The 25,085-nt window shown below is 61.0% G+C and carries 21 protein-coding genes; 16 read left to right on the forward strand and 5 right to left on the reverse strand.

The window, feature by feature from the left end:
• Positions 1-2 precede the first annotated feature (2 nt).
• Together AC1DD7_RS15330 and AC1DD7_RS15335 are read left to right on the forward strand one after the other, a co-directional pair.
• The gene (locus AC1DD7_RS15330) at positions 3-1,427 is read left to right on the forward strand and encodes an O-antigen ligase family protein (RefSeq protein ID WP_477515665.1); all 1,425 of its coding nucleotides are present in this window, start codon (positions 3-5) and stop codon (positions 1,425-1,427) included.
• The gene (locus AC1DD7_RS15335; protein WP_477515666.1) at positions 1,408-2,568 is read left to right on the forward strand and encodes a glycosyltransferase family 4 protein; all 1,161 of its coding nucleotides are present in this window, start codon (positions 1,408-1,410) and stop codon (positions 2,566-2,568) included. The genes AC1DD7_RS15330 and AC1DD7_RS15335 overlap by 20 nt, the downstream gene beginning before the upstream one ends.
• Before the next feature lie 49 nt (positions 2,569-2,617).
• Here AC1DD7_RS15335 and AC1DD7_RS15340 read toward each other — a convergent pair whose 3' ends face one another.
• Positions 2,618-5,371 carry a WecB/TagA/CpsF family glycosyltransferase gene (locus AC1DD7_RS15340; protein WP_477515667.1) on the reverse strand — a complete coding sequence of 918 codons (2,754 nt, stop codon included), beginning with the start codon at positions 5,369-5,371 and terminating at the stop codon, positions 2,618-2,620.
• Positions 5,372-5,819: 448 nt separating this feature from the next.
• Between AC1DD7_RS15340 and AC1DD7_RS15345 the strand changes: the two genes are divergently transcribed.
• Positions 5,820-6,545, forward strand: coding sequence for a glycosyltransferase (locus AC1DD7_RS15345; RefSeq protein WP_477515759.1), 726 nt, complete (start codon positions 5,820-5,822; stop codon positions 6,543-6,545).
• On the opposite strand, the gene AC1DD7_RS15350 is transcribed toward AC1DD7_RS15345, so the two are convergent.
• The gene (locus AC1DD7_RS15350; RefSeq protein WP_477515668.1) at positions 6,537-7,946 is read right to left on the reverse strand and encodes a sugar nucleotide-binding protein; all 1,410 of its coding nucleotides are present in this window, start codon (positions 7,944-7,946) and stop codon (positions 6,537-6,539) included. The genes AC1DD7_RS15345 and AC1DD7_RS15350 overlap by 9 nt on opposite strands.
• A 3-nt stretch (positions 7,947-7,949) precedes the next feature.
• A complete protein-coding gene (gene rfbB, locus AC1DD7_RS15355) occupies positions 7,950-8,948 on the reverse strand; it encodes a dTDP-glucose 4,6-dehydratase (RefSeq protein WP_477515669.1) in 999 nt (332 codons plus the stop codon).
• A gap of 54 nt (positions 8,949-9,002) precedes the next feature.
• Here rfbB and rfbA point away from each other — a divergent pair, with 54 nt between their 5' ends.
• Positions 9,003-9,869, forward strand: a complete 867-nt coding sequence (gene rfbA, locus AC1DD7_RS15360; protein ID WP_477515670.1) for a glucose-1-phosphate thymidylyltransferase RfbA — start codon at positions 9,003-9,005, stop codon at positions 9,867-9,869.
• 12 nt (positions 9,870-9,881) lie between these two features.
• Here rfbA and AC1DD7_RS15365 read toward each other — a convergent pair whose 3' ends face one another.
• On the reverse strand, positions 9,882-10,814 hold the full coding sequence (locus AC1DD7_RS15365) for an aldo/keto reductase (protein ID WP_477515671.1): 933 nt from the start codon (positions 10,812-10,814) through the stop codon (positions 9,882-9,884).
• Between the two features lie 51 nt (positions 10,815-10,865).
• Here AC1DD7_RS15365 and AC1DD7_RS15370 point away from each other — a divergent pair, with 51 nt between their 5' ends.
• Positions 10,866-11,699, forward strand: a complete 834-nt coding sequence (locus AC1DD7_RS15370; protein WP_477515672.1) for an undecaprenyl-diphosphate phosphatase — start codon at positions 10,866-10,868, stop codon at positions 11,697-11,699.
• Between the two features lie 15 nt (positions 11,700-11,714).
• Entirely contained in the window at positions 11,715-12,992 is a 1,278-nt protein-coding gene (gene mshC, locus AC1DD7_RS15375; protein WP_477515673.1) for a cysteine--1-D-myo-inosityl 2-amino-2-deoxy-alpha-D-glucopyranoside ligase, read from the forward strand.
• Here mshC and AC1DD7_RS15380 read toward each other — a convergent pair.
• Positions 12,989-13,894 (reverse strand): PAC2 family protein, encoded by a 906-nt coding sequence (locus AC1DD7_RS15380; protein ID WP_431115281.1) that lies wholly within the window; start codon positions 13,892-13,894, stop codon positions 12,989-12,991. The genes mshC and AC1DD7_RS15380 overlap by 4 nt on opposite strands.
• Before the next feature lie 122 nt (positions 13,895-14,016).
• On the opposite strand from AC1DD7_RS15380, the gene AC1DD7_RS15385 reads away from it, so the two are divergent.
• The 10 genes from AC1DD7_RS15385 to AC1DD7_RS15430 all read left to right on the forward strand — a co-directional run bounded on the left by AC1DD7_RS15385 (position 14,017) and on the right by AC1DD7_RS15430 (position 25,032).
• Positions 14,017-14,736, forward strand: a complete 720-nt coding sequence (locus tag AC1DD7_RS15385; protein ID WP_477515674.1) for an HAD family hydrolase — start codon at positions 14,017-14,019, stop codon at positions 14,734-14,736.
• Positions 14,737-15,900: a site-2 protease family protein gene (locus AC1DD7_RS15390; RefSeq protein ID WP_431115283.1), complete on the forward strand. Its 1,164-nt coding sequence runs from the start codon at positions 14,737-14,739 to the stop codon at positions 15,898-15,900.
• A 120-nt stretch (positions 15,901-16,020) separates the two neighbouring features.
• The gene (locus AC1DD7_RS15395) at positions 16,021-17,109 is read left to right on the forward strand and encodes a tRNA (adenine-N1)-methyltransferase (protein WP_477515675.1); all 1,089 of its coding nucleotides are present in this window, start codon (positions 16,021-16,023) and stop codon (positions 17,107-17,109) included.
• A 96-nt stretch (positions 17,110-17,205) separates the two neighbouring features.
• Positions 17,206-19,017 carry a proteasome ATPase gene (gene arc / locus AC1DD7_RS15400; RefSeq protein WP_431115286.1) on the forward strand — a complete coding sequence of 604 codons (1,812 nt, stop codon included), beginning with the start codon at positions 17,206-17,208 and terminating at the stop codon, positions 19,015-19,017.
• Positions 19,018-19,067: 50 nt separating this feature from the next.
• A complete protein-coding gene (gene dop, locus AC1DD7_RS15405; protein ID WP_477515760.1) occupies positions 19,068-20,687 on the forward strand; it encodes a depupylase/deamidase Dop in 1,620 nt (539 codons plus the stop codon).
• A gap of 117 nt (positions 20,688-20,804) precedes the next feature.
• Positions 20,805-21,008, forward strand: coding sequence for a ubiquitin-like protein Pup (locus tag AC1DD7_RS15410; RefSeq protein WP_216925702.1), 204 nt, complete (start codon positions 20,805-20,807; stop codon positions 21,006-21,008).
• A gap of 80 nt (positions 21,009-21,088) precedes the next feature.
• Positions 21,089-21,898, forward strand: coding sequence for a proteasome subunit beta (gene prcB, locus AC1DD7_RS15415; protein WP_431115287.1), 810 nt, complete (start codon positions 21,089-21,091; stop codon positions 21,896-21,898).
• 1 nt (position 21,899) lies between these two features.
• Positions 21,900-22,607 carry a proteasome subunit alpha gene (gene prcA / locus AC1DD7_RS15420; protein WP_431115289.1) on the forward strand — a complete coding sequence of 236 codons (708 nt, stop codon included), beginning with the start codon at positions 21,900-21,902 and terminating at the stop codon, positions 22,605-22,607.
• Between the two features lies 1 nt (position 22,608).
• Complete coding sequence (gene pafA, locus AC1DD7_RS15425) at positions 22,609-23,973, forward strand: Pup--protein ligase (RefSeq protein ID WP_477515676.1); 1,365 nt, start codon at positions 22,609-22,611, stop codon at positions 23,971-23,973.
• A 129-nt stretch (positions 23,974-24,102) separates the two neighbouring features.
• Complete coding sequence (locus AC1DD7_RS15430; protein ID WP_216925698.1) at positions 24,103-25,032, forward strand: FKBP-type peptidyl-prolyl cis-trans isomerase; 930 nt, start codon at positions 24,103-24,105, stop codon at positions 25,030-25,032.
• Positions 25,033-25,085 lie beyond the last annotated feature (53 nt).

Raw genomic sequence — 25,085 nt, forward strand, 5'->3', positions numbered from 1 at the left:
ATATGCGGGACACATCAGATGGTTGGGACCCGCGTGAAGTAACTGTGGTCCAGATGGGAAAGCAGCGCGAGCGCTCGGATGTCGCCACATTCGTCACCATATATCTGGTGGTCACGTGTGCCGTTCCTTCCAACCTGACCATATCGGCCTTGGGCACCGTAGGGCGGTTGACCACCTTGTGGGCCCTCTTGGCACTCGTCTGGTGGGTGCTGTATCAGGTTCACAGGACCAAGCCGGAGGCTGTGGGGCGCCGCCCAGTCCGACTCGCCCTGGCCCTCTTTTTGGCTATTGCGGTAGCCAGTTACGCCGTGGCCATGCTCCACGGCCTGCCCGATAAGGAATCCAGTCCTGCAGATGGTGGACTCATTCGTTTGCTTGCTTGGGCAGGGATTCTCCTCCTGATCCACGATGGGCTCAAGAATAGACATGGATTGATTATCATCATGCGCAGTGTCGTCATGATGGGAACGTTCACCGCAGTCCTTGGACTTCTCCAGTTTGTCACGGGAGCATCCCTCATCGACTGGATCACCATTCCGGGTATGTCATCGAGCCCCGACTTCTCCAACATCGACGTCAGGGGCGGATTTGTCCGGGCCGCCGCCATGGCGTCACACCCGCTCGAGTACGGAGTCGTACTGTCGACCTCATTTCCCATTGCTTTGACCCTGGCACTCACGCAGACGACAAGGAATTGGCTGCTGCGGTGGCTGCCAGTCACGGCTATCGCCGTCGCTTCCGTCTTGTCGGTCTCCCGTTCTGCATTGATCGCGGTCGCCATAGCTTTCGTCATCCTCATCCCTGCATGGTCAAAGTCCATGCGGCGTCGGGCCTATCTGGCGTCAATCGGCCTCGTGGGCGCCATCTATATCGTCACTCCTGGACTGCTTGGCACGCTTCGAGGCCTGTTCACCGTCGGGGGCGACGACACAAGCATTACTTCCAGGACAAATGGGTACTCCACTGCCTTGGGGATGTTGGAGAACAATCCCATCATTGGGCGGGCGTTCGGAACGTTCCTGCCCGAGTACATCATCGTCGACAACCAGTATTTGGGACTGCTTGTGGAACTGGGGGTCCTTGGACTGGCCCTGTTCCTGGCCCTTATTATCAGTGGGCTCTCTTGTGCTTGGCGCGCGCGGCGCCTGGCCGTGGACAACGACATGCGTCAATTGAGCCAAGCAGTCCTCGCGTCCCTGGCAGCCATAGCTGTCACCTTTGCGTTCTTCGACGGACTCTCTTTTCCCATGGCCGCCGCGATGTTGTTCTTAATGCTTGGAGTCGCGGGAGCGTTGTGGCGCATCGTGCAGGAAGAACGAGGAGGCCTTCCCACGAGAAAGCTGAGCGCCCTACCCATCGGAAAGACGCCTCGATTTAATTTGCTGCGCCCGCATGGAGACGGAGTTGATGATGGTTCGAACAGATGAGGTCTTCCGTGGAGATGCGCCGAGAATCCTCCTCGTCAAGACCAGGGGACGCTCGATCGTGGAGCGGGCTGAACGACAGCGCCTGGAGTCCTCCGGCGCAGAGCCCCGCAGTCTCCTGTTTGAAGAAACCCTGAACTGCGATGTCCTCGATGAAAACACCATCCAACACGCAGAGGGTCTCCGGGCACACATCTATAGGCGTTTGCCGGCCTTTGCCGCCCAGGCCTTCGAAGCCGCACGGCTCAGCCGCTCCTACGACGTGATTATTACGTGGTCGGAAAGGCATTCAGTTGCCGTTGCGGCACTATTCGCCATCCTCCGTATTAGGACTCCGCATTTGGCCATGATGTTCTGGCTTTCAAAGCCGGCAGTTCGATGGCCTCTCAGGCTCGTCCGGTCCGGCATTGACAGAATCGTGACGTGGAGCTCAATCCAACGGACCGTGGCGATTGAACAGATTGGGTTTAAGCGCGATGACGTAGTCCTCGTCCGCCATCCTGTAGATCTGGAATTCTTCAAACCAGTCGATTCCGAGCGTGAGATCATCTTTTCAGCAGGCTCCACCCAACGGGACTTTCCAACGTTCGCAGACGCCGTCAGGGGATTGGACGTTCCCGTCCATATAGCCGCCTCGCTCGTGGTTGCCCTTGACGGATACAAAATCATCACGCGGGACGTTCGTAATGAACCGGGCTGGCCGGAGAACTGCCAGGTCCGACCACTCACGTCCGTTGAGCTGCGCGACGCGTATGCGGCCGCCAAGGTGGTGGTTGTCCCGCTTTTGCCCACTGACATTGACGCAGGCGTGAACGTCATTCTGGAAGGCATGGCCATGGGAAGACCTGTCATTGTCTCTGAAACCCAGGGCCAGGTGGACGTTATCCGTGACGGCGACACCGGAGTATTCGTGCCACCAAAAGATTCCTCGGCCCTCAGGAGTCGCATAGAGTCTTTCCTGGCCGACCCTGAAGCTGCGGAGGAAATGGGGCGTCGTGGTCGCGCCTATGTGGAGCAAAACCACCGTTTGGAAGACTTCATAGACCACGTCAGGAGCAATGTGCTCGAGTTGTCGACGCGGCCAAGCAGAAGGAACTTTTGGTCCCGGAGGAGCGGCGAACCGCTAGCGTCCGCCCAAAACTAGCCCAAGCTGCAAGACAAGCCCACCCGGCCGGGTTTCGCCCACAGGGGTTCTACTGCCTGCTGCTCTCATCGCGTTCCCAGGAACCGCTCGCTCTCCCCGTAAAGAATGCTCCGTACCGGCCAATAACAGCGAAACCTGCATATACCAGCGCATCGAATGCACTGACCGGCCCGCGTACTGAAACGGCTAGCTCCTGCAAAGTCCGCGCCGTCGAGGAGGCTGCGCCAGATGACGTCGACAGTGGGCCCCGTGAGGGTCTTTGCTGTTGATTTCCGCGGTAAGTGCGCCGAAGAATCGCGAGCAACGCCCTCGATGAACGAGGGGTCCTCACAACGACAGGGTCGGTTGCCAGAACAGCTTTTTCGCCGGGTTGGAACAAACGGTCCACGTAGTAGTCGTCGCCGGTCAGAGCGGGAAATTCTCCGAGCCGCTCGTGTCCATCTGCGTTCATCGCGTAGGCTCCGGCCCCCCACAGCCCCTGCACGTTTCCAGGAATTCGGTTCCGGGCCCTGTAATAAGCCCTGACCAACACGGAGGCTCCGCTGGTGTCGTAGCGGAAGGCTGGCCGTGCAGCCAGAAGGGGCCCGGCCTCGAGAGCCTTGAAAACGGCGTGAAGGGCCTCGGGGTTGAGCTCTACATCAGCATCAAGATACAGTCGCGGCCACCGTTCGGTGGCACCGTCCGCCGCGTTGAGCGCTGCTGTTTTGGACGCACCCTCCACATGCAGGACCTTGATGCCGTGGTACTGGGAGGCGACAATTTCCGTGTCATCCGTGCAGCCATTGCACGCCACGATGACATCCACAGTTCCCGCTCTTATGACTTCCTTCAAAGAATCCAGTGTCCGGCCAATAACTTTTGACTCATTGTGCGCCGGGATGATGACCGCTCCGGTTGGAAGGTCCTTCGAAAAATCAGGGGATCGCGTGGCATGAGGCAACGTCTGCCATAGCCGTTTCCTCAAAAGGGCCCGTGCTGCTTCCCGGTGGCCAGGTTTGTTGATGCGTGCCATCTCAGCGGCGCAAACGGCGGCCCGGAAGAGCAGAGCCCTGCTCCGCCCGAGATGTTTGGCTGCATAGCGAACACGATTCACGGACAGCAGCGCCGTCAGCTGAGGCGAGGTACCCGAACCCCCGCCTTCATGCCACATCCTTGCTGTGGGCTCGAACCAGATTGAATTCCCTGCTTCACGGATTCGATGGCAATAGTCTGTCTCCTCCGAATACAGGAAGAATTGCTCGTCCCATTCCCCAACGGCCTGGGCTGCCTCGTCGCTTATCAGGAGAGCCGCGCCTGTGGCCCATTCGATGCGATGAGCGTATTGGTAGCCCTCCACGTCGAAGTCCATCTCCGAGAGCCAAGCCGGCCGCCGGCGCAGATGGCTGCCCAGTGCGGCATCTCCCAGGGCCCGCATCACGCTCGGCTCGCGGCGCAGCGAGGGGTAAACACTGCCATCATTTTCCAGCAGGACCGGCACAACCGCCCCAGCGTGGGACAGCCGCATTCTTCGGCGCAATGCTGCCACTGCGCCCGGCTCCACCCGCAGGTCCGGATTCAAGATGAGGTAGGCATCGGCGGGCCCCGCCACCCGAATCGCCGCGTTGATGCCACCCGCGTAGCCTAGATTTCCGCCCGTCCGCAAAGAGATGACATCCGAATGCTTCGCCAGCTCGGTCATCGTGCGATCGTCAGGAGAATTGTCAGCCACCACTACTTTCATGGTTTGGTCACCTGTCATGGCCCTCAGGCTCGAAATCAGGGGTCCGACGTCGTCGGCGTTGTTGTAGGTAACAACTATGGCTGCCACCTCTGCCCTCGCCTCAGCCCGGAGGAAGGGCTGCGGGGCCTGGTTGTTGATCGGGGCAGGGGCAATTACCGAATCCTCTGGCTTCCGGCCCGCGGGCAGTGCGGCGGGAGGAACGTCTGCAGCGCTGACCTGACGCAACTTCAGGTAGGCCTCGGGTCCATCTATCAGGTACCGGCGAGCAAGCCTCCGAGGCTCCAGCATGAGTCGCCAAGCCCACTCAAACCCGTGGGAACTGATCCAGGATGGGGCGCGCCGGATTCGACCAGCCAGGAAATCGACAACAGCACCGAACGCCAGCAGAATCTTGGCTCCCGTGAGGCGGCCATACTTGCTGACCCACAATTCCTGGCGGGGCTTGCCCATGCCCACCACCAGGATGTCCGGAGCAGTAGCCGCTATCTGCGCCGCGAGTTCCAACGAAGCCTGCTCATCGCTGATCACGGACCTTTCCGGGGCCCACCAGCCTGCGATCGCCAGATCCGGACGCTCCGTTGCGAACCTGCCGCGGATAAGCTCCTGGGCCTGCTCCGTGCCACCGAGGAATCCCACGCTCAGGCCACGGCGTTCGGCTTCGTCCAACAGGGGCTCCACAAGATCGCTTCCCGCCAATCGTGGCCACGGCTGGTCGGTCAGACGACGGGCTTCAGCAACCAGCGGGGCTCCGTCAAGCAATGTCAGCCACTCCACCGACGCGTGCTCCGCCATGGCGCCCATCCACCTGCTTCCGGCCCCAAAGTGCAGGATATGGTCCAGGTTCGCGGAACAAACGCCAAGAGGTGACGCGCCAACTGAAGTTGCCCGGTCCATGATTTCCCGCAGGGCGCCATCAAACTCCAAGAGCTTCACGGGAACTCCGCCCAGGCTCACCCACAGACCCTGCCCGGCTGGGGAAACTGTCGGTGGTCGGGAACCATGCCCTGTTGCTTCCCCCGGGCGAAGTCGGGGAGAAATGTGGCGGGTGGCAACCCGGGAGGGCGCAGTCTCTTGGTGCAGCATTCTCGGCTCCAGGCTCGATGATCCAACTCACGGCACAAAAATGTGCCGGCGATCCAAGTCGCTGCACTTCCTGGATCGCCGATGCCGGACGGCGGGTGCCGCCCGAACTTACTTCCTTGAGTTGTCTCCCGGCCCTACTGTTTCGAGGCTGCCGTAGGGCTACTTTAGGACGATTTGCCTGCGTGCACCAGAGCCCGCGTTTGACTCATGGGAAAGGTCCGCGGCCGCAGGGTATTGCCTGCCGGCCCCTGCCGGGAGAGGATGCGTTATGTCGACACCGAGGGGACCAACTCTGACCACGTAGAGGAGGGACATGGGCAGCGAGATCACAGACTGTTTGGGGGGCTCGGCAACGCATTTTGTTCTGACACGCTTCAATGTCCGCAGCTTTTATCACAAGGCAGAGCCCACGGACGCATGGCTTCGCGAGCGCCTTCAACTCTTTGAAATGTACTGCATCCCGTGCTTCCGGAATCAAACGGAAACCCGGTTTACTTGGCTGGTTTTCCTTGACTCCCTGTCACCATTGTGGTTGAAGCAGGAAATTGACAAACTGTCCCAAGGCGTCTTTCGCGCCGTTTACGTTGAGGGTGCCTTCTCGCAGGAATTCCTCAGCCGGACAATTGGCCAACTTACTGCCACGCCCTACGTCATCACCACGCGGGTAGATAACGATGACGCAGTAGCAAACGACTTTATTGAGACAATTCAAAGTTGTTTTATGGAACAAGACAAAACCTTCGTTAATCTCGTGAACGGTGCGCAGTATGCCGGTCGGAAACTTTACGTCCGCCCCTACACGATGAATCCATTTTCGAGCTTGATAGAGCGGGTTACGAACCACCGTCCGGCCACCGTGTTCGTTGAACATCATTACCGGATCGATGCATATGCCCCTGTCCTGAACGTGCGGACCGCACACCCGATGTGGTTGCAGGTGGTCCACGGCGGTAACGTCCTCAACGAGGTCGTCGGCCTGCGGACGAGTGCCCGACGCATTGCCCCGCACTTTTCTGTGTCCCTCGAGGTGGATGATCGACTGTTCAGCCGCAGCGTGGACAGGGTCCTGGGCGCCTGGAAAATTCTCCTGCGCCTGCTCCGAAAGCCATCGCGGCTCAGGGACTTGGCCAAGACCCTCGTAGCGCGGAAAGCGGGAAGCTTCGTCTCAAAGTGACGTTCCGGAACGCAGGTATGCTTCCAGGCGGGAATGCGACATGGACGGAGTGAAGCCCGCTTCCTTTATTTTCGAAAGGTCCAGCACGCTGCTGCCTGGGCGCGGCGCCGTCCCGGGTTTTGCGTATTCGGAAGTGCTGATGGTGGTGATTTTTCCAGGATCTGCACCGCAGAGGCGATAGACATCCCGTGCAATTTCCGCCCAGGACTGCGGCTCGCCGTCGCTGGTGAGGTTGTACGTTCCGTAAGGTGCCTGTTGGGTGATCAAGTGCCTGATACCTGCGGCAATATCAGAGGCAAATGTCAGCCGCCCCCATTGGTCGCCCACCACTGCGGGCGCCACGCCTTTCGCGGCCAGTCCAGCCATGGTGCGGACGAAGTTGCGGCCCTCGCCCACCACCCAACTGCTCCGCACAATGTAGTGCCGCGGCACCGCAGCAACGGCAGCGTCTCCGGCGGCTTTGCTTTGCCCGTAGACACCCAGGGGAGCGGGTGCCTCGTCCTCCCGGTGCACGGCGGCCGTACCGTCGAACACATAGTCGCTGGATACATGGACAAGCGTCAGTGAATGTTCGACGGCGGCCCTGGCCAAGCGGGACACTGCGGCTGCGTTGATGCTCCAGGCAGCAGTGCGTCCTTCCGCTGTCTCCGCGGCGTCGACTCCCGTAAAGGCGGCGGCGTTGATGATGGTGGAGTACTTGCGCCAATCGGTGGCGAGATAGGAGTTCTCTGCCGAGATGTCGAACTGGTCCCGCCCCGCAAAGTCCACTGTTGGGTCGCCGTCGAACTCCTGTCTGAGCGCTTTCCCCAATTGTCCGTCCGCGCCCAGTACCAACGTCCGCCTGGATTGCATGGGCGTGACTGTTGCCAGCCTCGGATGGTTGCGGTCCTGCGGTGACAGGATGGCCCGCTCCAAGGGTATGGGCCACGGCACAGCGGCGTTTTCGTCGCCAACGTTCAGGAACGTATATTCGGCTTGGGCCCCGGCGCTCCAATGGTCGTTGACCAAGTAGGTGTAGGCGGTGTCATCCTCCAGGGTCTGAAAAGCATTGCCCACACCGCGCGGAACGAAGATAGCGTCCTTGGCCGTCAGCTCGGCATGGAACATCGTTCCGAACGTAGGCCCATCCCGCAGGTCCACCCACGCACCAAAGATCCGTCCTGAGGCGAGGGAGATGAACTTGTCCCACGGTTCGGCGTGGATACCCCGCGTGGTCCCGCGTTTGGCATTGAAAGAGATGTTGTTCTGCACAGGCCCAAAATCCGGCAGGCCCAAAGCCATCATCTTGCTACGGTGCCAGTTCTCCTTGAACCATCCCCGGTGGTCTCCGTGGACCGGCAGCTCGAAAAGCAACAGCCCAGGGATCGGCGTACCGCGGGATGTCAATTCAGTGGGTTCCATGGGTTAGTGGCCTTGACCCGCATATTTGGTTTCGGTCACAGCTTTTTGCGGTCGCCACCACGCTTCGTTGTCCTGGTACCAGCGCACAGTGTCAGCCAATCCGGCGTCGAAGTCTGCAAACCGGGGGACCCAACCAAGTTCCTTTCGAAGCTTGCTGGAGTCAATCGCATACCGAAGATCGTGACCAGGCCTGTCAGTCACCAGGTCATAGGCCTCGGGAGACTGTCCCATCTGCCGAAGCAGCTTCTCCACGACGTCCCGGTTGGACTGCTCACCGTCAGCACCGATCAGGTACGTTTCACCAATCCGCCCACGCTCCAGGATTGCCGCCACAGCCGAGGAGTGGTCCTCCACATGGATCCAGTCCCGCACATTGTGGCCGTTGCCGTAGAGGCGGGGACGGTTGCCATCCAGGACGTTGGTGATCTGTCGTGGGATGAATTTCTCCACGTGCTGATAGGGCCCATAGTTGTTCGAGCAGTTGCTGATGGTCGCTTGGAGGCCGAAGGAACGAACCCAGGCCCGAACCAACATGTCTGAACCGGCTTTGGTTGCCGAGTAGGGGCTCGTGGGCCGGTAGACCGACCCCTCGGTGAACCGTTGCGGATCTTCCAGGGCCAAATCCCCATACACCTCATCTGTGGAGATGTGGTGAAAGCGGGTACTGTGCTTCCGCGCCGCTTCAATGAGCGTGAACGTGCCTACGAGGTTAGTGTCCACGAACGGCCGGGGATCCTGCAGTGAATTGTCGTTGTGCGATTCGGCCGCAAAATGGACCACGGCGTCAACGGCTGCCGTCATGCGGTCTACCAGCGGGGCATCGCAGATATCGCCCTGGACGAATTCGAAGCGTTCAGGAGGCAGGCCGGCGAGGGACTCGATGTTTCCGGCATAGGTGAGTTTGTCCAGGGCCGTGACATGGAGGCGTGAGTGCTCCATGATGTAGTGGATAAAGTTGCATCCAATGAATCCGGCCCCGCCGGTGACAAGGATTCTCTGCATGGCCATAGCGTAGCCGCCAATTGGGGCTATGTGCAGCGGGAAGGGACAGCTAATATGCGCGGCATCGTTCTTGCAGGCGGCACGGGCTCCCGGCTTCACCCAATAACGCTTGGAATCAGCAAGCAATTAGTCCCCGTATTCGACAAACCCATGATTTATTACCCGCTTTGCACGCTGATGCTTGCCGGCATTCGGGACATTCTGGTGATTACTACACCCACGGATGCGCCCCAGTTCGAGAACTTACTGGGCGACGGATCCCAATTCGGCATAAACCTCACATATGCACAACAACCCACGCCTGATGGATTGGCGCAGGCATTCATCCTGGGGGAGCAGCACATTGGCAAAGGCAAAGTAGCGCTCATCCTGGGGGACAACATCTTCAACGGTCCCGGGATGGGTAACCAATTCCGCAAGTACGCCGACGTTGAAGGCGGCGCGATCTTCGGTTACTGGGTCAAGGATCCAAGTGCTTACGGCGTCGTGGAATTCGATGACGATGGTCTGGCCGTCTCCATCGAAGAAAAGCCCGCGTCCCCAAAGAGCAACTACGCGGTCCCGGGCCTGTACTTCTACGACAATGACGTCGTCGCCATGGCAAAAGACCTCAAACCTTCCCCTCGGGGGGAGCTGGAGATCACGGATATCAACCGGCAATACATGGAGCTCGGAAGGCTCCATGTGCAGAAATTCCCCCGCGGGACCGCCTGGCTGGATACGGGAACCTTCAGTGACCTCAACGATGCGTCAAACTATGTCCGAACCACCGAGAACCGGCAGGGCCTGAAGATCGGAGCGCCGGAGGAGGTGGCGTGGCGAATGGGCTACCTCAACGACGACGAACTCCGCCAACAGGCGTCCAAGCTCGCCAAAAGCGGCTATGGCAGCTACCTGTTGGACATCCTCGACCGCCAGTAAGAACCTCGAGGGCTATACGGCCGAGACGTCCTCCAAAGCGCGCGAAATTTCGGCAGGGAGAACGGTCAATTGGGCATCCAGCAATTCCTTGAGCTGGACGGCGTTCCGGGCTCCCACTATCGCCGTGGCAACGCCGGGACGCGAAAGCAACCAACTCAGCGATACGTCCAGGGGCGATCGTCCCAAACCCCGCGCGGCCATGGCAACGGCCTCCACTACCCGTGATGCCTTCGGTTCAAGGTATGTTTCAACATACGCTGCAAGCCTGCTCTGCGCTGCACGGGAATCCGCGGGAATCTGGCCCCGGTACTTTCCGCTCAAGACACCACGGCCCAGGGGAGCCCAGGCCATGAGGCCGAGCCCGGCATCCTCCACGGCAGGAATGAGCTCTTCCTCCGGCTTTCGCTGCACCAGGGAATATTCGGATTGGTTGGCTACCAGCGTGAAACCAGCGACTGCCGCCACTTTCGCTGTCTGCCACCCGTTGTAGTTGGAAATTCCCACGTATCGGGCACGTCCCGACCTCTGCGCGAGCTCCAGTGCTGACAGAGTCTCGTCCAAGGGAACATTCGGGTCCCACTCATGAACGAACCAGATATCGAGGTAATCGGTTCCAAGCCTTGCCAGGCTGGCGTCCAACGCTGACAACAGGGCACCGCGTGATGCGTTGATGCTGCGCCTGGATTCCGACGACGAGACACCGGCTTTGGTAGATATCACGACTTCGGAGCGAGCCACGACATCACCCAACATGGAGCCCAACATCGCCTCAGCCTGGCCTTGGGCATACGATGCAGCGGTGTCGATCACGGTGCCACCTGCGTCCACGAAAGCGTGGAGCAACTCGGCAGCGTCCTGCTCATCCGTCTCCTGCGCCCAGGACATTGTTCCGAGGGACAAAGAGGAGACACGGAACCCGCTGTTCCCGACATAACGCTGCTGCATGCTGATAGCTTACGGGGAGTTCCCAGTCTTCATGACGTAGGGTCTATTCACGTGAACTGGATAGAAGCAGCCTTGCTGGGCCTGGTGCAGGGCCTCACCGAATTCCTCCCGATCTCCTCAAGCGCGCACCTGCGGATCGTGGGCTCATTCCTTCCGAATGCGGCCGATCCCGGAGCAGCCTTCACGGCCATCACCCAACTGGGTACGGAGACGGCGGTCATCGTCTATTTCTGGCGCGACATCGTGCGGATCATCGGGGCCTGGTTCAGGTCCCTGAGCGGAAAAGTCCCACGAAACGATCCGGACGCCCGCATGGGATGGCTGGTGATCCTGGGCAGCCTACCCATCATCGTTCTCGGCTTGTTGTTCCAGGACCAGATCGAGTCGGTCCTGCGGAGCATGTGGATAGTTGCCACCATGCTCATTGTCTTCGGCATGATCCTGGCAGTTGCCGACGCCGTTGGCCGCCAGGAACGGGATCTCACACAGCTCAGCTATAAGCACGGCATTCTGTACGGTTTTGCCCAGGCAATGGCCCTTATTCCCGGCGTTTCGCGTTCCGGCGGAACCATCACTGCCGGGTTGCTGATGGGGTACACGCGTGAAGCTGCGGCCCGCTACTCGTTCCTCCTCGCCATTCCGGCGGTTTTCGGCAGCGGCCTCTACCAGCTCTACAAAACGGTTTCCAAGGAGGGCCTGGCCGGTCCCTACGGCCTCCCGGAGACAGCCCTGGCCACAGTCATCGCTTTCGTGGTGGGCTACGTGATCATTGGTTGGTTCCTTAAGTTCGTCTCGACACGTAGCTACAGGCTCTTTGTCTGGTACCGCATCCTTCTTGGCCTGGCCTTGTATGTCCTGCTCGGTTTCAATGTGATCAGCGCCTAGCACTAAGGTTGAGTCGTGAAATCGTGGACTTCCCGCCCTGTTCCTGAGCTGCCCGGCACAATGCCGCAACTACGCCTCTTCGACACCGCCCTTGGCCGTGTCGCGGAGATAGAGCCGCAGCCGGAACAATCGATGTACGTCTGCGGCATTACACCGTACGACGCCACGCACATGGGCCACGCCGCCAGCTATGTGGCCTTCGACCTCCTCAACAGGGCCTGGCGCGATGCCGGAATCCGGGTGGCGTACGTTCAGAACGTAACGGACATCGATGACCCGCTGCTTGAGCGCGCCACCGCCACCGGTGTGGACTGGCGTGACCTGGCGCAGAGCCAGATTGAACTGTTCCACACGGATATGGACGCCCTCAACGTCCTTGCTCCAAATCATTACATCGGCGCGGTCGAAGCCATTCCGGACATTGTGCCCGCCATCGAGCGGCTTATTGCCGACGGCGTCGCCTACCGCGTACAAGGTACAGACGGCGAGCCCGACGGCGATGTCTACTACGACGTCGAAATGGCCGGCAAACGATCCGACGCCACTGATGCATGGACGCTGGGCGACGTTTCAGGACTCGGCGAAGCGGAAATGCTTGCCCTCTTCGCTGAGCGTGGCGGCGATCCGGACAGGGCCGGCAAACGCCAGGCGCTTGATCCCTTGCTCTGGCGGGTAGCACGTGAAGGCGAGCCCAGCTGGCCCGGGGCTACCTTGGGCGACGGCCGTCCCGGTTGGCACATTGAGTGTACGGTTATCGCGCAGAAATACCTGCCCGCCCCTTTCACCGTGCAGGGCGGCGGCTCCGACCTCGTGTTCCCCCACCACGAAATGGGAGCAGGACATGCCTACTCACTGGCGGGCGTTCCGCTTGCCCGCCACTATGCCCACGCCGGCATGGTGGGCCTTGATGGCGAAAAGATGAGCAAGTCAAAGGGCAACCTGGTTCTTGTCTCCAAGCTCCGTGCTGCGGGAGAAGAACCAGCTGCCATCCGCCTTGCGATCCTCGCCCACCACTACCGCTCTGATTGGTCCTGGACTGAGGCGGACTTCGGGGCAGCAAAGGATCGGCTCGCCCGGTGGCGCAATGCCCGCGACGCCGCCCCAGCCGGTTCGGCCGGAGCACTCGTCGCCGCCATGCGCCTGGAATTGGCCAATGACCTCAACGCTCCCGGAGCCATTGCCGCCGTCGATCGCTGGGCTGAGGAGGCAGTGCGGAACAACGCCCCGGCGTCCGGGATCGACGCCGCCCTTATGGGCGATGCCGTAGACGCGTTGCTCGGCGTGGAGCTTTAGGGGCGGTCCTTACCGCGTCGCTTCAAATACCGCTCGAATTCCCGGGCAATGGATTCGCCCGATGCTTCCGGGAGGTCTGCGGTGTCCTTGGCTTCCTCCAACTGGCGCACGTAGGCGGCAATCTCAGGATCTTCGGTGGCAAGTTCGTCTACTCCGCGTTCCCAGGCCTCGGACTCTTCCGCCAGGGCCTGGCTGTCCAGGGGAACCTGGAGCAGGTCCTCGATCTTGTGAAGGATGGCCAGTTGGGCTTTGGGCGAGGGCGGCTGTGCGACATAGTGGGGGACCGCTGCCCACAGGGAAACTGTTGGCAGCCCTGCCAGCATGGCAAACTCGGCCAGCACACCCACAATGCCCACGGGCCCCTCGTACTGGGAGGCCTCCAGGTTCAAGCGTTCCCGAAGTGAACTGTCTTCCGTGGTGGTGCTTACCGGAATAGGCCTGCTGTGGGGAACGTCGGCCAGCAGCGCACCGACAAGAATGACCGAGTCCACCTTCAGTGCCTCGGCATGGACCAGGAGTTCGGTTGTGTAGGCGCGCCAACGGTATGAAGGTTCGGTGCCCAAAACAAACACCACGTCCACGTTGCTGTCCGGAACTGACGCTTTGTAGATCCGCGTTGAGGGCCATTTGACCTTGCGCGCGCCAGAGGACGTGCGCCGCACGGTGGGCCGGGTGAACTGGAAGTCGTAGTACTCCTCGGCGTCCACTGTGGCAACCTTCTTGCCGTCCCAGAGCTTGTTCAAATAGTGCAGCGCATCGCTGGCGGCCTCACCGGCGTCGTTCCAGCCTTCAAACGCGGCGATCATTACGGTGACGCGCTGGCCTTCCGCGGGTTCCTTAAGGAAACGCTCGGGCTCCGCGGTGATGTCCTGTCCTTCGGGGGTCCCGTCCACACTGTTCATCCACTCACCCTACGTCCAAGTCCCTTGTGGATGCATGGCATTTCGCGCCGAAGCGTGTCCTGTATTCGCCCACAGCGCAAGCCCGGCAGGAAGCGCCCCGGCTTCCACGTAGACTTGAAACCATGCCTTCGTCATCCAGTCAGCCCCTCCTCAAAGCCGTGCTCTGGGATATGGATGGCACCCTTGTGGACACTGAGCCCTACTGGATTGCCGCCGAGCGCGCACTCGTGGAGGCGCATGGCGGGACCTGGTCACACCAGCAGGCCATGCAGTTGGTGGGCCAGTCCCTGCTGCACTCCGCCGCTGTACTCCAAGCTGCTGGAGTCCGCCTTGAAGCCCGGGAAATCGTGGATACCCTCAGCGCACAGGTGATCATGCACGTCCGCAATGAAGTTCCCTGGCGCCCGGGAGCACGCGAGTTGCTGGACGAATTGCACCAGGCGGGCATCCGTTGTGCCCTGGTCACCATGTCCGAGGGCCGGCTGGCCGGCGTTATCGTTGAAAGCCTCCCCAAGCCCTACTTCGAATTCCTGGTCACGGGAGACACCGTCACCAACGGCAAACCGCACCCGGAGGCCTACCTCACAGCTGTTGAACGGCTTCGGCTCGACGACCCGTCACTGACCATCGATCACTGTGTTGCGTTGGAAGACTCCATTCCGGGCGCTACGGCTGCCCTGGCATCGGGCGTACTGACAGTGGGCATCCCGCATCAGGTTCCGTTGCCCGAGTACCCTGGCATGGTCATGTGGGAAACCCTGGTGGGCAGGTCCGCAGCAGATGTCAGCCAGCTGGTTGCCGATCGCTTCGCACCGGGAAACCTGCTTGAAGGGGCAAACTAGGTGAGCAGCTCCTCCACGCCACACCATGCCGTTACCAAAAGGGACGGCATCCCGCTCGGAAAAATCGCCGGAATCTCCGTGTACCTCGCGTACTCGTGGTTCGTTATCGCCGGCTTCACCGTCATCGTCTATGGGCCTGCCCTGCTGGTGCGAATGCCCAACCTGGGCATCTGGGCCTACTTTGTTGCCCTCGGCTATGCCTTGCTGCTGGCGCTCTCCGTCCTGGTCCACGAGCTTGCCCATGCGCTCAGCGCCAAGGCGTTCAACTGGCCAACGGAAAAGATTGTCCTGAACCTGTGGGGTGGCCACACCCAATTCGAGAGCTTCACCGCATCCCCGGGACGCTCTGTCATCGTCGCCCTTGCCGGACCGGTGTCGAACTTTGTCCTGGCCGGCGGCATGTGGGCTGTCCTTTCTTCAGGCATCCTCGGTGGCGTCGCGGAAATCCTGGCAAACATCCTGATGTGGGCCAACCTCCTTATTGGCATCTTCAACGTTCTTCCCGGTTTGCCCTTGGATGGCGGCCGCTTGGTGGAGTCGGCGGTATGGAAGGCCACGGGCAGCCAGGACAAGGGAACCATTGCGGCAGGATGGTCAGGCCGCGTCATCGTCGCCGCACTTGTCATTTGGTTCATCGGAGTGCCGTTCCTCACCGGAGCGCCCCTTGACATCAGCCTCATGCTCATCACCGTCCTTGTTTGCGGTTTCCTGTGGATGGGCGCATCGAGCTCAATCAACCATGCAAAACTCCGCAGCCGCCTTTACCTGGTGAGCGCGGCCGGGCTCGCGGAGCCCGCAGTGGGCCTCCCGAACGCGGCTACTGTGGCGGACGTCCTGGTGGTATCACCGGCCGGGAGTCCCGCGGTCGTAATTTGCGGACCTGACGGAAAACCGCAGGGAGTGGTGGATCCGGGCGCGGCCGCCGCGGTTCCTCCCGAGGCCATAGCGACCACGCCGGTCACCGCCGTAGCGCATGCCCTGGCGGCCGGCGCGTACGTCCCGGAATGGTCCAAGGGCCAGGAGCTGATCCAGTATCTGGCGCGGCTGGAGGGTGGCGAATACGCTGTGGTGGACCACAACGGAACCGTGACCGGGTTGCTCCGCCAGCAGGCAGTAGTGACAGCGATAACAGGGAAAGAAGCCCGGGGCAGCGGGCGCGCCTAACGCCCTTGCCGGTAGAGTTACGTGCCGGTCCATAAAACAGACAAAACAAAACCATCCTTTTCGGCGCCCATACGGCAGCAACACATGGCGGCGCAGCCGCCCAGGAGCGAGGAACACCACATGAGCAGCGAAACCGCCGCGGCGCAGACAAGCGCAGGCACTGTCACGGGCGCGGGCACAGGCATCGACAAGCCAGCCACTGACTCTGCCACGCAACCAACCGGGGCAGCCCGGCGCCGTGGGCCTTTCCGCGTGGGCGAGCGGGTGCAGCTCACCGATGAGCGTGGCCGGATGAACACCATCACGCTCGAGGTGGGGGGAGCTTTTCATACCCACCGCGGGTTCCTGAACCACGACGAAATCATCGGCAAGGTTGATGGTTCGGTAGTCAGCAATAACATCGGGCAGCAGTACCAAACGCTGCGTCCCCTCCTCTCGGACTTCGTCCTGTCCATGCCTCGTGGCGCGGCGGTTGTCTATCCGAAGGACGCCGGTCAGATTGTCACGATGGCAGATATCTTCCCCGGTGCGCGCGTTGTTGAAGCTGGCGTGGGCTCCGGTGCGCTGTCCATTTCCCTGCTCCGTGCAGTAGGCGACGGCGGCTACCTCCATTCCTTTGAGCGCCGGGAAGAATTCGCGGACATCGCCCGGGGGAACGTCGAGACGATTTTCGGTGGCCCGCACCCCGCTTGGCAGATCTCCCTGGGTGACTTCCAGGAAGAAGTGGTCCGTGCCGAAGCACCTGGCTCCGTAGACCGGGTAGTGCTGGATATGCTTGCTCCCTGGGAGTGCCTTGACGCTGTGGCAACTGTTCTGGCCCCAGGTGGCGTCTGGATCAATTACGTGGCAACAGTGACGCAGCTTTCCCGCACCGCCGAGGCCATCAGGGCTGATGGACGCTTCACCGAGCCGGATGCCTGGGAATCCATGGTCCGCGGCTGGCACCTTGAAGGACTTGCAGTGCGCCCGGACCACCGCATGGTTGCCCACACTGGATTCCTCCTGGTCACCAGGCGGCTCGCGGACGGCGTCACTGGAATCTCCGTCAAACGGCGCCCATCCAAGACCGAATTCAGCGAGGAAGACCTGAACGCTTGGACTCCGGGAGCAGTAGGGGAGCGTGCCGTATCGGACAAGAAACTCCGGCGCGCCGCACGTGATGCCATCGCCGGAACCAACGTCCAGGACGATCCCTCGGTCACAAACTGAAAAGGTCACAATAGGGTCCGCATTCCGGATGTCACCAAGCACCCTGAGCTTTTCGGGACTAAGGTCTTGTTAAGCGCAGGAAGGGGCTGATGAATCGTGGATACGTCGAACAACAACGACATTGGACGGCCGACACCGGAGGAAGCTAACGCCGCTGCTGAAGAGGCAGCAAACCGGAGGCTTGCCGCCATCCAACCGCCCGACCCATCCAGTGAATTGACCGTGGCCGAACGCCAGATCAACATCCTTCGGGACAAGCTTCGCCACATCGACCGCCAGCTTGCCGCCGCCACCCAGAACAACAGCAAGCTCGTCAGCATGCTTGAAACGGCGAAGAGCGAGATCCTCCGTTTGAAGGGTGCGTTGGAGCAGGAAGGGCAGCCGCCCTACAGCTTCGGAACAGTGGTACAGATCAACCCCCGCAGGCAGCCGGGCCCGGGAAGTTCCGGCCAGGCGGCCACGGAGGAATCCGTGGACATTTTCAATGCGGGCCGCAAGATGCGTGTTGGCATCAGCCCGCTGGTAAATGTCAACCAGCTCGCCGTTGGCCAGGAAGTCCTCTTGAATGAGGCCCTGCTGGTGGTTGCCGGACTCGGCTACGAACGGGCGGGTGAACTCGTTACGCTCAAGGAGATGCTGGGCAAGGACCGTGCATTGGTAGTTGGCCGGGCCGACGAGGAACGCGTAGTCCGCCTTTCCGGAGCGTTGCAAAGCGTGCACCTGAAGGTAGGAGACGCGCTCTCACTGGATTCGCGCACCGGCTATGCGCTGGAGAAAGTCCCGCGCGCTGAGGTGGAGAACCTTGTCCTGGAAGAAGTCCCGGACATCACCTATCAGGACATCGGCGGCCTTGGTCCCCAGATCGAACAGATCCGCGATGCTGTTGAACTCCCGTTCCTGCATCCTGACCTGTACCGGGAACACGGGCTCAAGGCGCCCAAGGGCATCCTTCTCTACGGTCCGCCAGGTTGCGGCAAGACCCTCATCGCCAAGGCTGTGGCCAATTCCCTGGCAGCCCGTGCCGCTGAGCGCGCAGGCAACACCGACCTCAAGAGCTACTTCCTCAATATCAAGGGTCCTGAGCTCCTGGATAAGTACGTTGGCGAAACCGAACGGCACATCCGGCTGATCTTCTCCCGCGCCAGGGAAAAAGCGTCCGATGGCAGCCCCGTGGTGGTTTTCTTCGATGAAATGGATTCGCTGTTCCGCACCCGTGGCACTGGCGTGTCTTCGGACGTCGAAACCACCATCGTCCCGCAGCTGCTCAGCGAGATTGATGGCGTGGAGCGATTGGACAACGTGATCGTCATTGGTGCCTCAAACCGCGAGGACATGATCGATCCCGCGATCCTCCGGCCGGGCCGCCTTGACGTAAAGGTCAAGATCCAGCGACCCGATGCCGAGGCCGCTGCAGACATCTTTGGCAAGTACATCACCACGGACCTGCCTTTCCATGCACAGGACCTGGCCGAGTACGGCGGGGACGTCCAAGCTACTGTCGACGCCATGATCCAGCGCACCGTGGAGGCAATGTATTCCACCGAGAAGTCGAACGAATACCTTGAAGTCACGTACGCCAACGGTGATACGGAAATGCTGTACTTCAAGGATTTCAACTCAGGCGCCGTGGTTCAGAACGTCGTGGACAGGGCTAAGAAGTACGCCATTAAGGACCTGCTGACCAACCATCAGAAGGGTCTGAGGATCGATCACCTGCTGCGTGCAGTGGTGGATGAATTCCGGGAACACGAGGACATGCCGAACACCACAAACCCTGACGACTGGGCAAGAATTTCAGGGAAGAAGGGTGAACGGATCACGTACATCCGTACGATCGTGCAAGGCAAGGCCGGCCAGGAACCTGGCAAGTCGATCGAGACCACAGCCAACACGGGTCAGTACCTGTGACGGCCAGAACCGAGGGTGTGCCCGGGGAAAGGTTGCCTGTGGGTGGCGCCATGCGCGTCATGGGTTCCGAAACCGAGTACGGAATCCATGCGCCATCAGCGCCCGGGGCGAACGCCACCATGATGTCCGCCCGGATCATCCAGGCCTATGCCACGGTCACGCGCCAACGTGCCGCCGGGGGAGCGGAAACCCGTTGGGACTACACGGACGAAGAACCTCTGCACGATGCCCGCGGTTGGACCGTTGACCGGGCGTCCGCCGATCCCAGCCAGTTGACTGACCAACCGCCAGTGCTCGACGCCGAGGCAGTTGCGTTGGCCTATGGCCGCCAGGAACTGGAACTGGATGGCCAGGACGAGTCCGGTTCGCTCCTCATGAACATGGTCCTCGGGAACGGCGCGCGCCTTTACGTGGACCATGCACACCCGGAATACTCAAGCCCTGAAGTCACCAACCCACGGGATGCGGTGGCTTGGGATGCCGCCGGCGATCTCGTCGCACTTGCCACGGTGAGGAAAGTTGCGGCAGACACCAGCCTTCCGCCGATCAATCTCTACAAGAACAACACTGACAACAAATCGGTGTCCTATGGCTCGCACGAGAACTACCTCATGCCCCGTTCAGTTCCCTTTGGCGACATCATCCGGGGGCTCACACCATTCTTCGTGTCCAGGCAGGTGATTTGTGGTGCCGGGCGTGTGGGGATCGGACAGGACAGTTCCACTGCCGGCTACCAGATCAGCCAACGGGCAGACTTCTTCGAGGCTGAGGTCGGCCTTGAGACCACTATCCGCCGCCCCATCATCAACACCCGGGACGAGCCCCATGCCACCGCGGATAAGTATCGGCGGCTTCACGTCATTATCGGCGATGCGAACCTCAGCCAGGTTTCGAACTATCTGAAGTTCGGCACCACGGCCATGGTTCTCAGCCTCATTGAAGCTGGCCAGGCGCCCCGCATCGAAGTCCATGAACCCGTTCAGGCGCTGCAGGCCATCAGTCATGACACAACCCTGGCCACTACCGTAAGACTGCTGGACGGACGAAGGGTGACCGCCCTGGACATCCAGTGGATGTACTACGAAGCCGCCGCAAAGCTGGCGCAAGAGACCGGAGTTGCCGATTCCGTCACTGGCGACGGGCACACGCATGGCGTCCTTGAGCGCTGGGAATCCACCCTGTCAGTGCTGGGCAGCGACCCCGCTGCTGCTGCGTCATCCGTGGAGTGGGTAGCCAAGAAATCCCTCCTTGAGGGGTACCGGAACCGGGACGGCCTTGGTTGGGACGATGCCAGGCTCGGGTTGGTCGATCTCCAATGGTCCGATATCCGGCCGGAAAAGGGTCTTTACTACAGGATGCTGTCCAGGGACAGGATGATCCGGATCGTCGACGACGCCGACATCGCCAGGGCGGTGGGTGAACCGCCGTCGGATACGCGCGCGTATTTCCGCGGACGGTGCGTTTCCAGCTTCGGCAAAGACGTTGTGGGCGCCAGTTGGGACTCGGTCATCTTCGATGTTCCGGGACTTGGGAAACTGCAGCGCGTCCCCACCCGCGAACCGCTTCGGGGAACCCGCGCGCTCACAGGAGAGCTCTTTGACCGGCATCAGGAGGCAGGCTCGTTCCTGGCCGAATTGCTGGGCCAAAAACCGCCGCCGCCCAAGGACTGAGGCGTTCAGGCACGGGGAAAAATGGTGCCCCGGCAAAGCCGGGCGCAGCAGCCCACGGCGTGGCAATATGGCAGTAGGAAGTCCCCACAAACGGGGGCTGACAGTAGGGAGAATGAAATGGCAGCTCAGGAACAGCAGCAACCGCAGTCACGGGACACCGAGACTGAAGTAGACGTCCCGGAGGCCCCACCGGCAGCACCCGAAGCCCAGGCCTCGGACGCGACACAGGGTGTGGACGATCTCCTTGACGAAATCGATGGCGTCCTGGAATCCAACGCTGAAGAGTTCGTCAGGGCCTTCGTCCAAAAGGGCGGCCAGTAAGCGGACCCGGACAACCTATGTACTGCCCGGCCGGCGCGAGGCCGCCGGGCATCGGAATGCAGAGTCGAAGGAGTGCAGCAATGCAGGACCCATCAACCGGCCCCCTGGCCACCCAGGCAACGTCTTCATTCACGGAGCACCTTCAACGCTCGCGTCCCGAACTCCTTCCCTTCAACCAAACGTTGCCTGCCGGCACCGTACCGTCCTCGCCGCATGCGACCACCATCGTCGCCTTGACGTATGCCGGCGGCGTGCTGATGGCGGGGGACCGGCGGGCAACCATGGGAAACGTGATCGCCAGCCGGCACATTGAGAAGGTCTTTCCCGCGGACCAGTATTCAGTTCTGGGCATTGCCGGTACCGCCGGCCTGGCGATCGATATTACGCGGCTCTTCCAGGTGGAACTGGAGCACTACGAGAAGATTGAGGGCACGCTCCTTAGCCTGGTGGGCAAGGCGAACCGTTTGGGTGCGATGATCCGCGGCAACCTGCCCATGGCAATGCAGGGAATGGCGGTGATTCCCTTGTTTGCCGGTTTCGACCACGTATCGGGCACCGGGCGGCTTTTCTCCTACGACGTAACGGGTGGGCGCTACGAAGAACAGGAACACCACTCAGTGGGTTCCGGTTCTGTTTTTGCACGCGGGGCCCTGAAAAAACTCTGGAAGCCGAACCTTTCGGAAGAACAAGCTGTGGCCGTCGCGGTTGAGGCCCTCTATGACGCCGCGGACGACGACTCCGCAACGGGCGGCCCGGACCCCGTCCGCCAGCTGTGGCCAGTGGTTTACACGGTCGACCGTGCCGGTAATCGCCGGGTACCTGAACGGGACCTGGCGGCGATAGCCGGTGCCATCGTCGAATCCCGTGCCATCGCCGGACGGGAGGCCTGACATGACGCAGCAGTTCTATGTCTCGCCCGAACAGCTGATGAAGGATCGTGCGGACTTCGCACGGAAGGGCATTGCCCGCGGACGTTCCGTAGTGGTGATCAGTTGCGCTGATGGCATCGCGCTGATTGCTGAGAACCCGTCACCTTCGCTGCACAAAATCGGCGAGATCTACGACAAAATCGCCTTCGCGGCGGTGGGCAAGTACAACGAGTTCGAAAGCCTGAGGCAGGCCGGGGTACGGTACGCGGACGTCCGCGGCTACTCCTACGATCGCGAAGACGTGACCGCCCGGGGACTGGCCAGCGTCTACGCGCAGAGCCTCGGCGCCGTGTTCACCGCCGAACAAAAGCCCTTTGAAGTGGAACTGGCCGTGGCTGAAGTCGCCCCGACGCAGGAGCAGGACCACCTGTACCGGCTCACCTTTGATGGTTCGATTGCCGATGAGAACGGCTTCGTCGTGATGGGCGGACTTGCCGATCAGATTTCCGACGTCGTCAGCGGGGCTTGGGAGCCTGAGCTTGGTTTTGCCGGGGCCATGAGATTGGCTTTGCGCGCATTGGCGACAGACAAGGAAGCCGATGCCCTCCCGGCGACCGCCGTCGAAGCGGCAGTCCTGGACCGCGCTTCGGAGAGTCACAGGGGTTCCCGCCGGGCTTTCCGGCGTCTGCTTCCCGAGGACATGACACAGTTGCTCACAGAGGAGGCTTGAGATGGACAAGCGCATATTCGGCATCGAGACGGAGTTTGGGATTTCCTATTCAAGCCCCGACTCACGTCCTTTGGCCCCCGAAGAAGTGGCCCGCTATTTGTTCCGCAAGGTGGTGAGCTGGGGCAGGTCTTCCAATGTCTTCCTGACCAACGGTTCACGCTTGTACCTGGACGTTGGTTCGCACCCTGAATACGCCACCGCAGAATGTGACGACCTCGCGCAACTCATCGCCCACGACCGCGCCGGCGAGCTCATCCTGGACGACCTCGTTGATGAGGCCCAGGCCCGGCTCGCCGCGGAGGGTTTCAACGGCACGGTGTACCTCTTCAAGAACAACACCGACTCCGCTGGCAACTCCTACGGCAGCCACGAAAATTACCTCATACCCCGCCGGGGTGAGTTCTCCAGGCTGGCCGAGATCCTCATCCCGTTCCTGGTGACCCGTCAGCTCATCGCGGGAGCGGGCAAGGTGCTGAAGACACCCCATGGTGCAACTTTCGCCTTTTCACAGCGGGCGGACCACATCTGGGAAGGCGTGTCCTCTGCCACCACCAGGTCACGCCCCATTATCAACACCCGTGACGAGCCGCATGCCGATGCCGAGTTCTACCGGCGGCTCCATGTGATCGTGGGTGATTCCAACATGTCCGAAACATCCGCACTCCTCAAGGTGGGCACGGTGGACCTGATCCTGCGCATGATCGAGGCAGGGGTGATCATGCGGGACATGCGAATGGAAAACCCCATCCGGAGCATCCGGGAAATTTCGCACGACCTCACGGGCAGCGCCTTGGTCCGTTTGGCAAACGGCAGGCAACTTTCGGCGCTCGATATCCAGCGGGAGTACCTGGCAAAGGTCACAGAGTTCGTGGCCGCGAACGGCGCACACAATGCCCATGTGCCGCTTATTCTCGATCTGTGGGAGCGGACCCTGGACGCCATTGAAAGCGGCGATACCAGCACTATCGATACCGAGGTGGACTGGGCCATCAAGAAGAAGCTGATGGACAATTACATGCGTCGGCACGACCTCAGCCTGGACTCGCCACGCATTGCTCAACTGGATCTCACCTACCACGACATTTCACGCCAGCGCGGCCTCTTCTTCCTGCTGCAATCACGGGATGCCGCACGGCGTTTGGTCCCCGAAACCGAAGTGAAGGACGCTGTTGACACTCCTCCCCAGACAACCAGGGCCAAGCTGCGGGGAGACTTTGTCCGGAGGGCGCAGGAACTTGGACGCGATTACACGGTGGACTGGGTGCACTTGAAGCTCAACGACCGCGCACACCAGACGATCCTGTGCAAGGACCCCTTCCGCAGCGTCGACGACCGCGTTGATGCGCTCCTGGACTCCATGGGCTAACAGCTTTTCTGAGCGGACTCCCAGCTTCACCGGCTATTCTGGACTGTGGCCTCTTTCCAAGAGGCCATTGGCTTGGATCTGCCATGCGCCTTTCCGAGTGTCCCTTGCCCCGACGAAAGTGTCTTTTTTGTGCGCCGACTCCTAGCAATTCTTCTTCCTGCCCTGCTGCTCATCACTGCGTGTGGGGGAGGGGGTACGCCAGCCGCCGAGCCCACCAGCCAGTCATCCGGCGATGTCTCCAAACTCGATTCCGTGAAGGTGACAGATAACGGAGATGACAAAGCCCCTGGTCTGGACTTCACCAAGCCGCTTACCGTCGCTGAACCAACCATCAAGGTAGTCAGTGAAGGCAACGGCGAGCGTATCAAAGCCGGCCAGGTTGCCGAGCTCGCATACATCGCCGTGGATGGCAATGACGGCAAGACCGTTGAAGACGTCTACAAGAACGGCCCCCAGCCCATTGAGCTGAATGACGAGCTCAAGAAGGGCAATGAGCTGATCTACAACGCCATTGTTGGCGCCAAGATCGGTTCCCACATCGCGTTCGCCGCGCCGGGTTCGGCAGCTACGGGCGCCGCAGCCGGCTCTACGCAGTTGGTGGTTTTCAAGCTGCTTTCCGCTAAGGAAGCAGCTCCGGTCCTGTCGAAGCCGGAAGGCGAGACCGTCACTCCTCCGGCTGGGCTCCCCACCGTGAAGGAAGATGACAAGGGCATCCCGCAGATCTCCGTTGACGGCGCAGCCGCTCCGAAGGAACTCATCGCACAGGACCTCATCAAGGGCTCCGGCGCTGCTGTTAAGGCCACTGACACCCTCACGGTGAACTACGTAGGCGTCAATCTTGTGGGCGGCCAGAAGTTCGACTCGAGCTTTGACCGGGGCCAGACAGCAAGCTTCGCGCTTTCCGGTGTCATCAAGGGCTGGACCCAAGGCCTGGAAGGCAAGACGGTTGGCTCCCGCGTTCTTCTGGTCATCCCGCAGGACCTTGCCTACGGCGCGGCTGGACAGGGTGAAGCCAAGGGCGATCTCGTATTCGTCGTTGACATCCTCGGCGTCAAGTAGGCAGCTACCTGATCCGGGACTGGCTAAGCTGGTTCCTGGCACCATTCGTCCCT

The sequence above is a fragment of the Paenarthrobacter sp. 10L412 genome, assembly GCF_056395565.1.

What these genes read in the sequence shown, in the direction of transcription:
- AC1DD7_RS15330 (WP_477515665.1), top strand. Translation starts at nt 3, where the DNA reads ATGCGGGACACATCAGATGGTTGGGACCCGCGTGAAGTAACTGTGGTC.
- AC1DD7_RS15335 (WP_477515666.1), top strand. Translation starts at nt 1,408, where the DNA reads ATGATGGTTCGAACAGATGAGGTCTTCCGTGGAGATGCGCCGAGAATC.
- AC1DD7_RS15340 (WP_477515667.1), bottom strand. Translation starts at nt 5,371, where the DNA reads ATGCTGCACCAAGAGACTGCGCCCTCCCGGGTTGCCACCCGCCACATT.
- AC1DD7_RS15345 (WP_477515759.1), top strand. Translation starts at nt 5,820, where the DNA reads ATGTACTGCATCCCGTGCTTCCGGAATCAAACGGAAACCCGGTTTACT.
- AC1DD7_RS15350 (WP_477515668.1), bottom strand. Translation starts at nt 7,946, where the DNA reads ATGGAACCCACTGAATTGACATCCCGCGGTACGCCGATCCCTGGGCTG.
- rfbB (WP_477515669.1), bottom strand. Translation starts at nt 8,948, where the DNA reads ATGCAGAGAATCCTTGTCACCGGCGGGGCCGGATTCATTGGATGCAAC.
- rfbA (WP_477515670.1), top strand. Translation starts at nt 9,003, where the DNA reads ATGCGCGGCATCGTTCTTGCAGGCGGCACGGGCTCCCGGCTTCACCCA.
- AC1DD7_RS15365 (WP_477515671.1), bottom strand. Translation starts at nt 10,814, where the DNA reads ATGCAGCAGCGTTATGTCGGGAACAGCGGGTTCCGTGTCTCCTCTTTG.
- AC1DD7_RS15380 (WP_431115281.1), bottom strand. Translation starts at nt 13,894, where the DNA reads ATGAACAGTGTGGACGGGACCCCCGAAGGACAGGACATCACCGCGGAG.
- AC1DD7_RS15385 (WP_477515674.1), top strand. Translation starts at nt 14,017, where the DNA reads ATGCCTTCGTCATCCAGTCAGCCCCTCCTCAAAGCCGTGCTCTGGGAT.
- AC1DD7_RS15395 (WP_477515675.1), top strand. Translation starts at nt 16,021, where the DNA reads ATGAGCAGCGAAACCGCCGCGGCGCAGACAAGCGCAGGCACTGTCACG.
- dop (WP_477515760.1), top strand. Translation starts at nt 19,068, where the DNA reads ATGCGCGTCATGGGTTCCGAAACCGAGTACGGAATCCATGCGCCATCA.
- AC1DD7_RS15410 (WP_216925702.1), top strand. Translation starts at nt 20,805, where the DNA reads ATGGCAGCTCAGGAACAGCAGCAACCGCAGTCACGGGACACCGAGACT.
- prcB (WP_431115287.1), top strand. Translation starts at nt 21,089, where the DNA reads ATGCAGGACCCATCAACCGGCCCCCTGGCCACCCAGGCAACGTCTTCA.
- prcA (WP_431115289.1), top strand. Translation starts at nt 21,900, where the DNA reads ATGACGCAGCAGTTCTATGTCTCGCCCGAACAGCTGATGAAGGATCGT.
- pafA (WP_477515676.1), top strand. Translation starts at nt 22,609, where the DNA reads ATGGACAAGCGCATATTCGGCATCGAGACGGAGTTTGGGATTTCCTAT.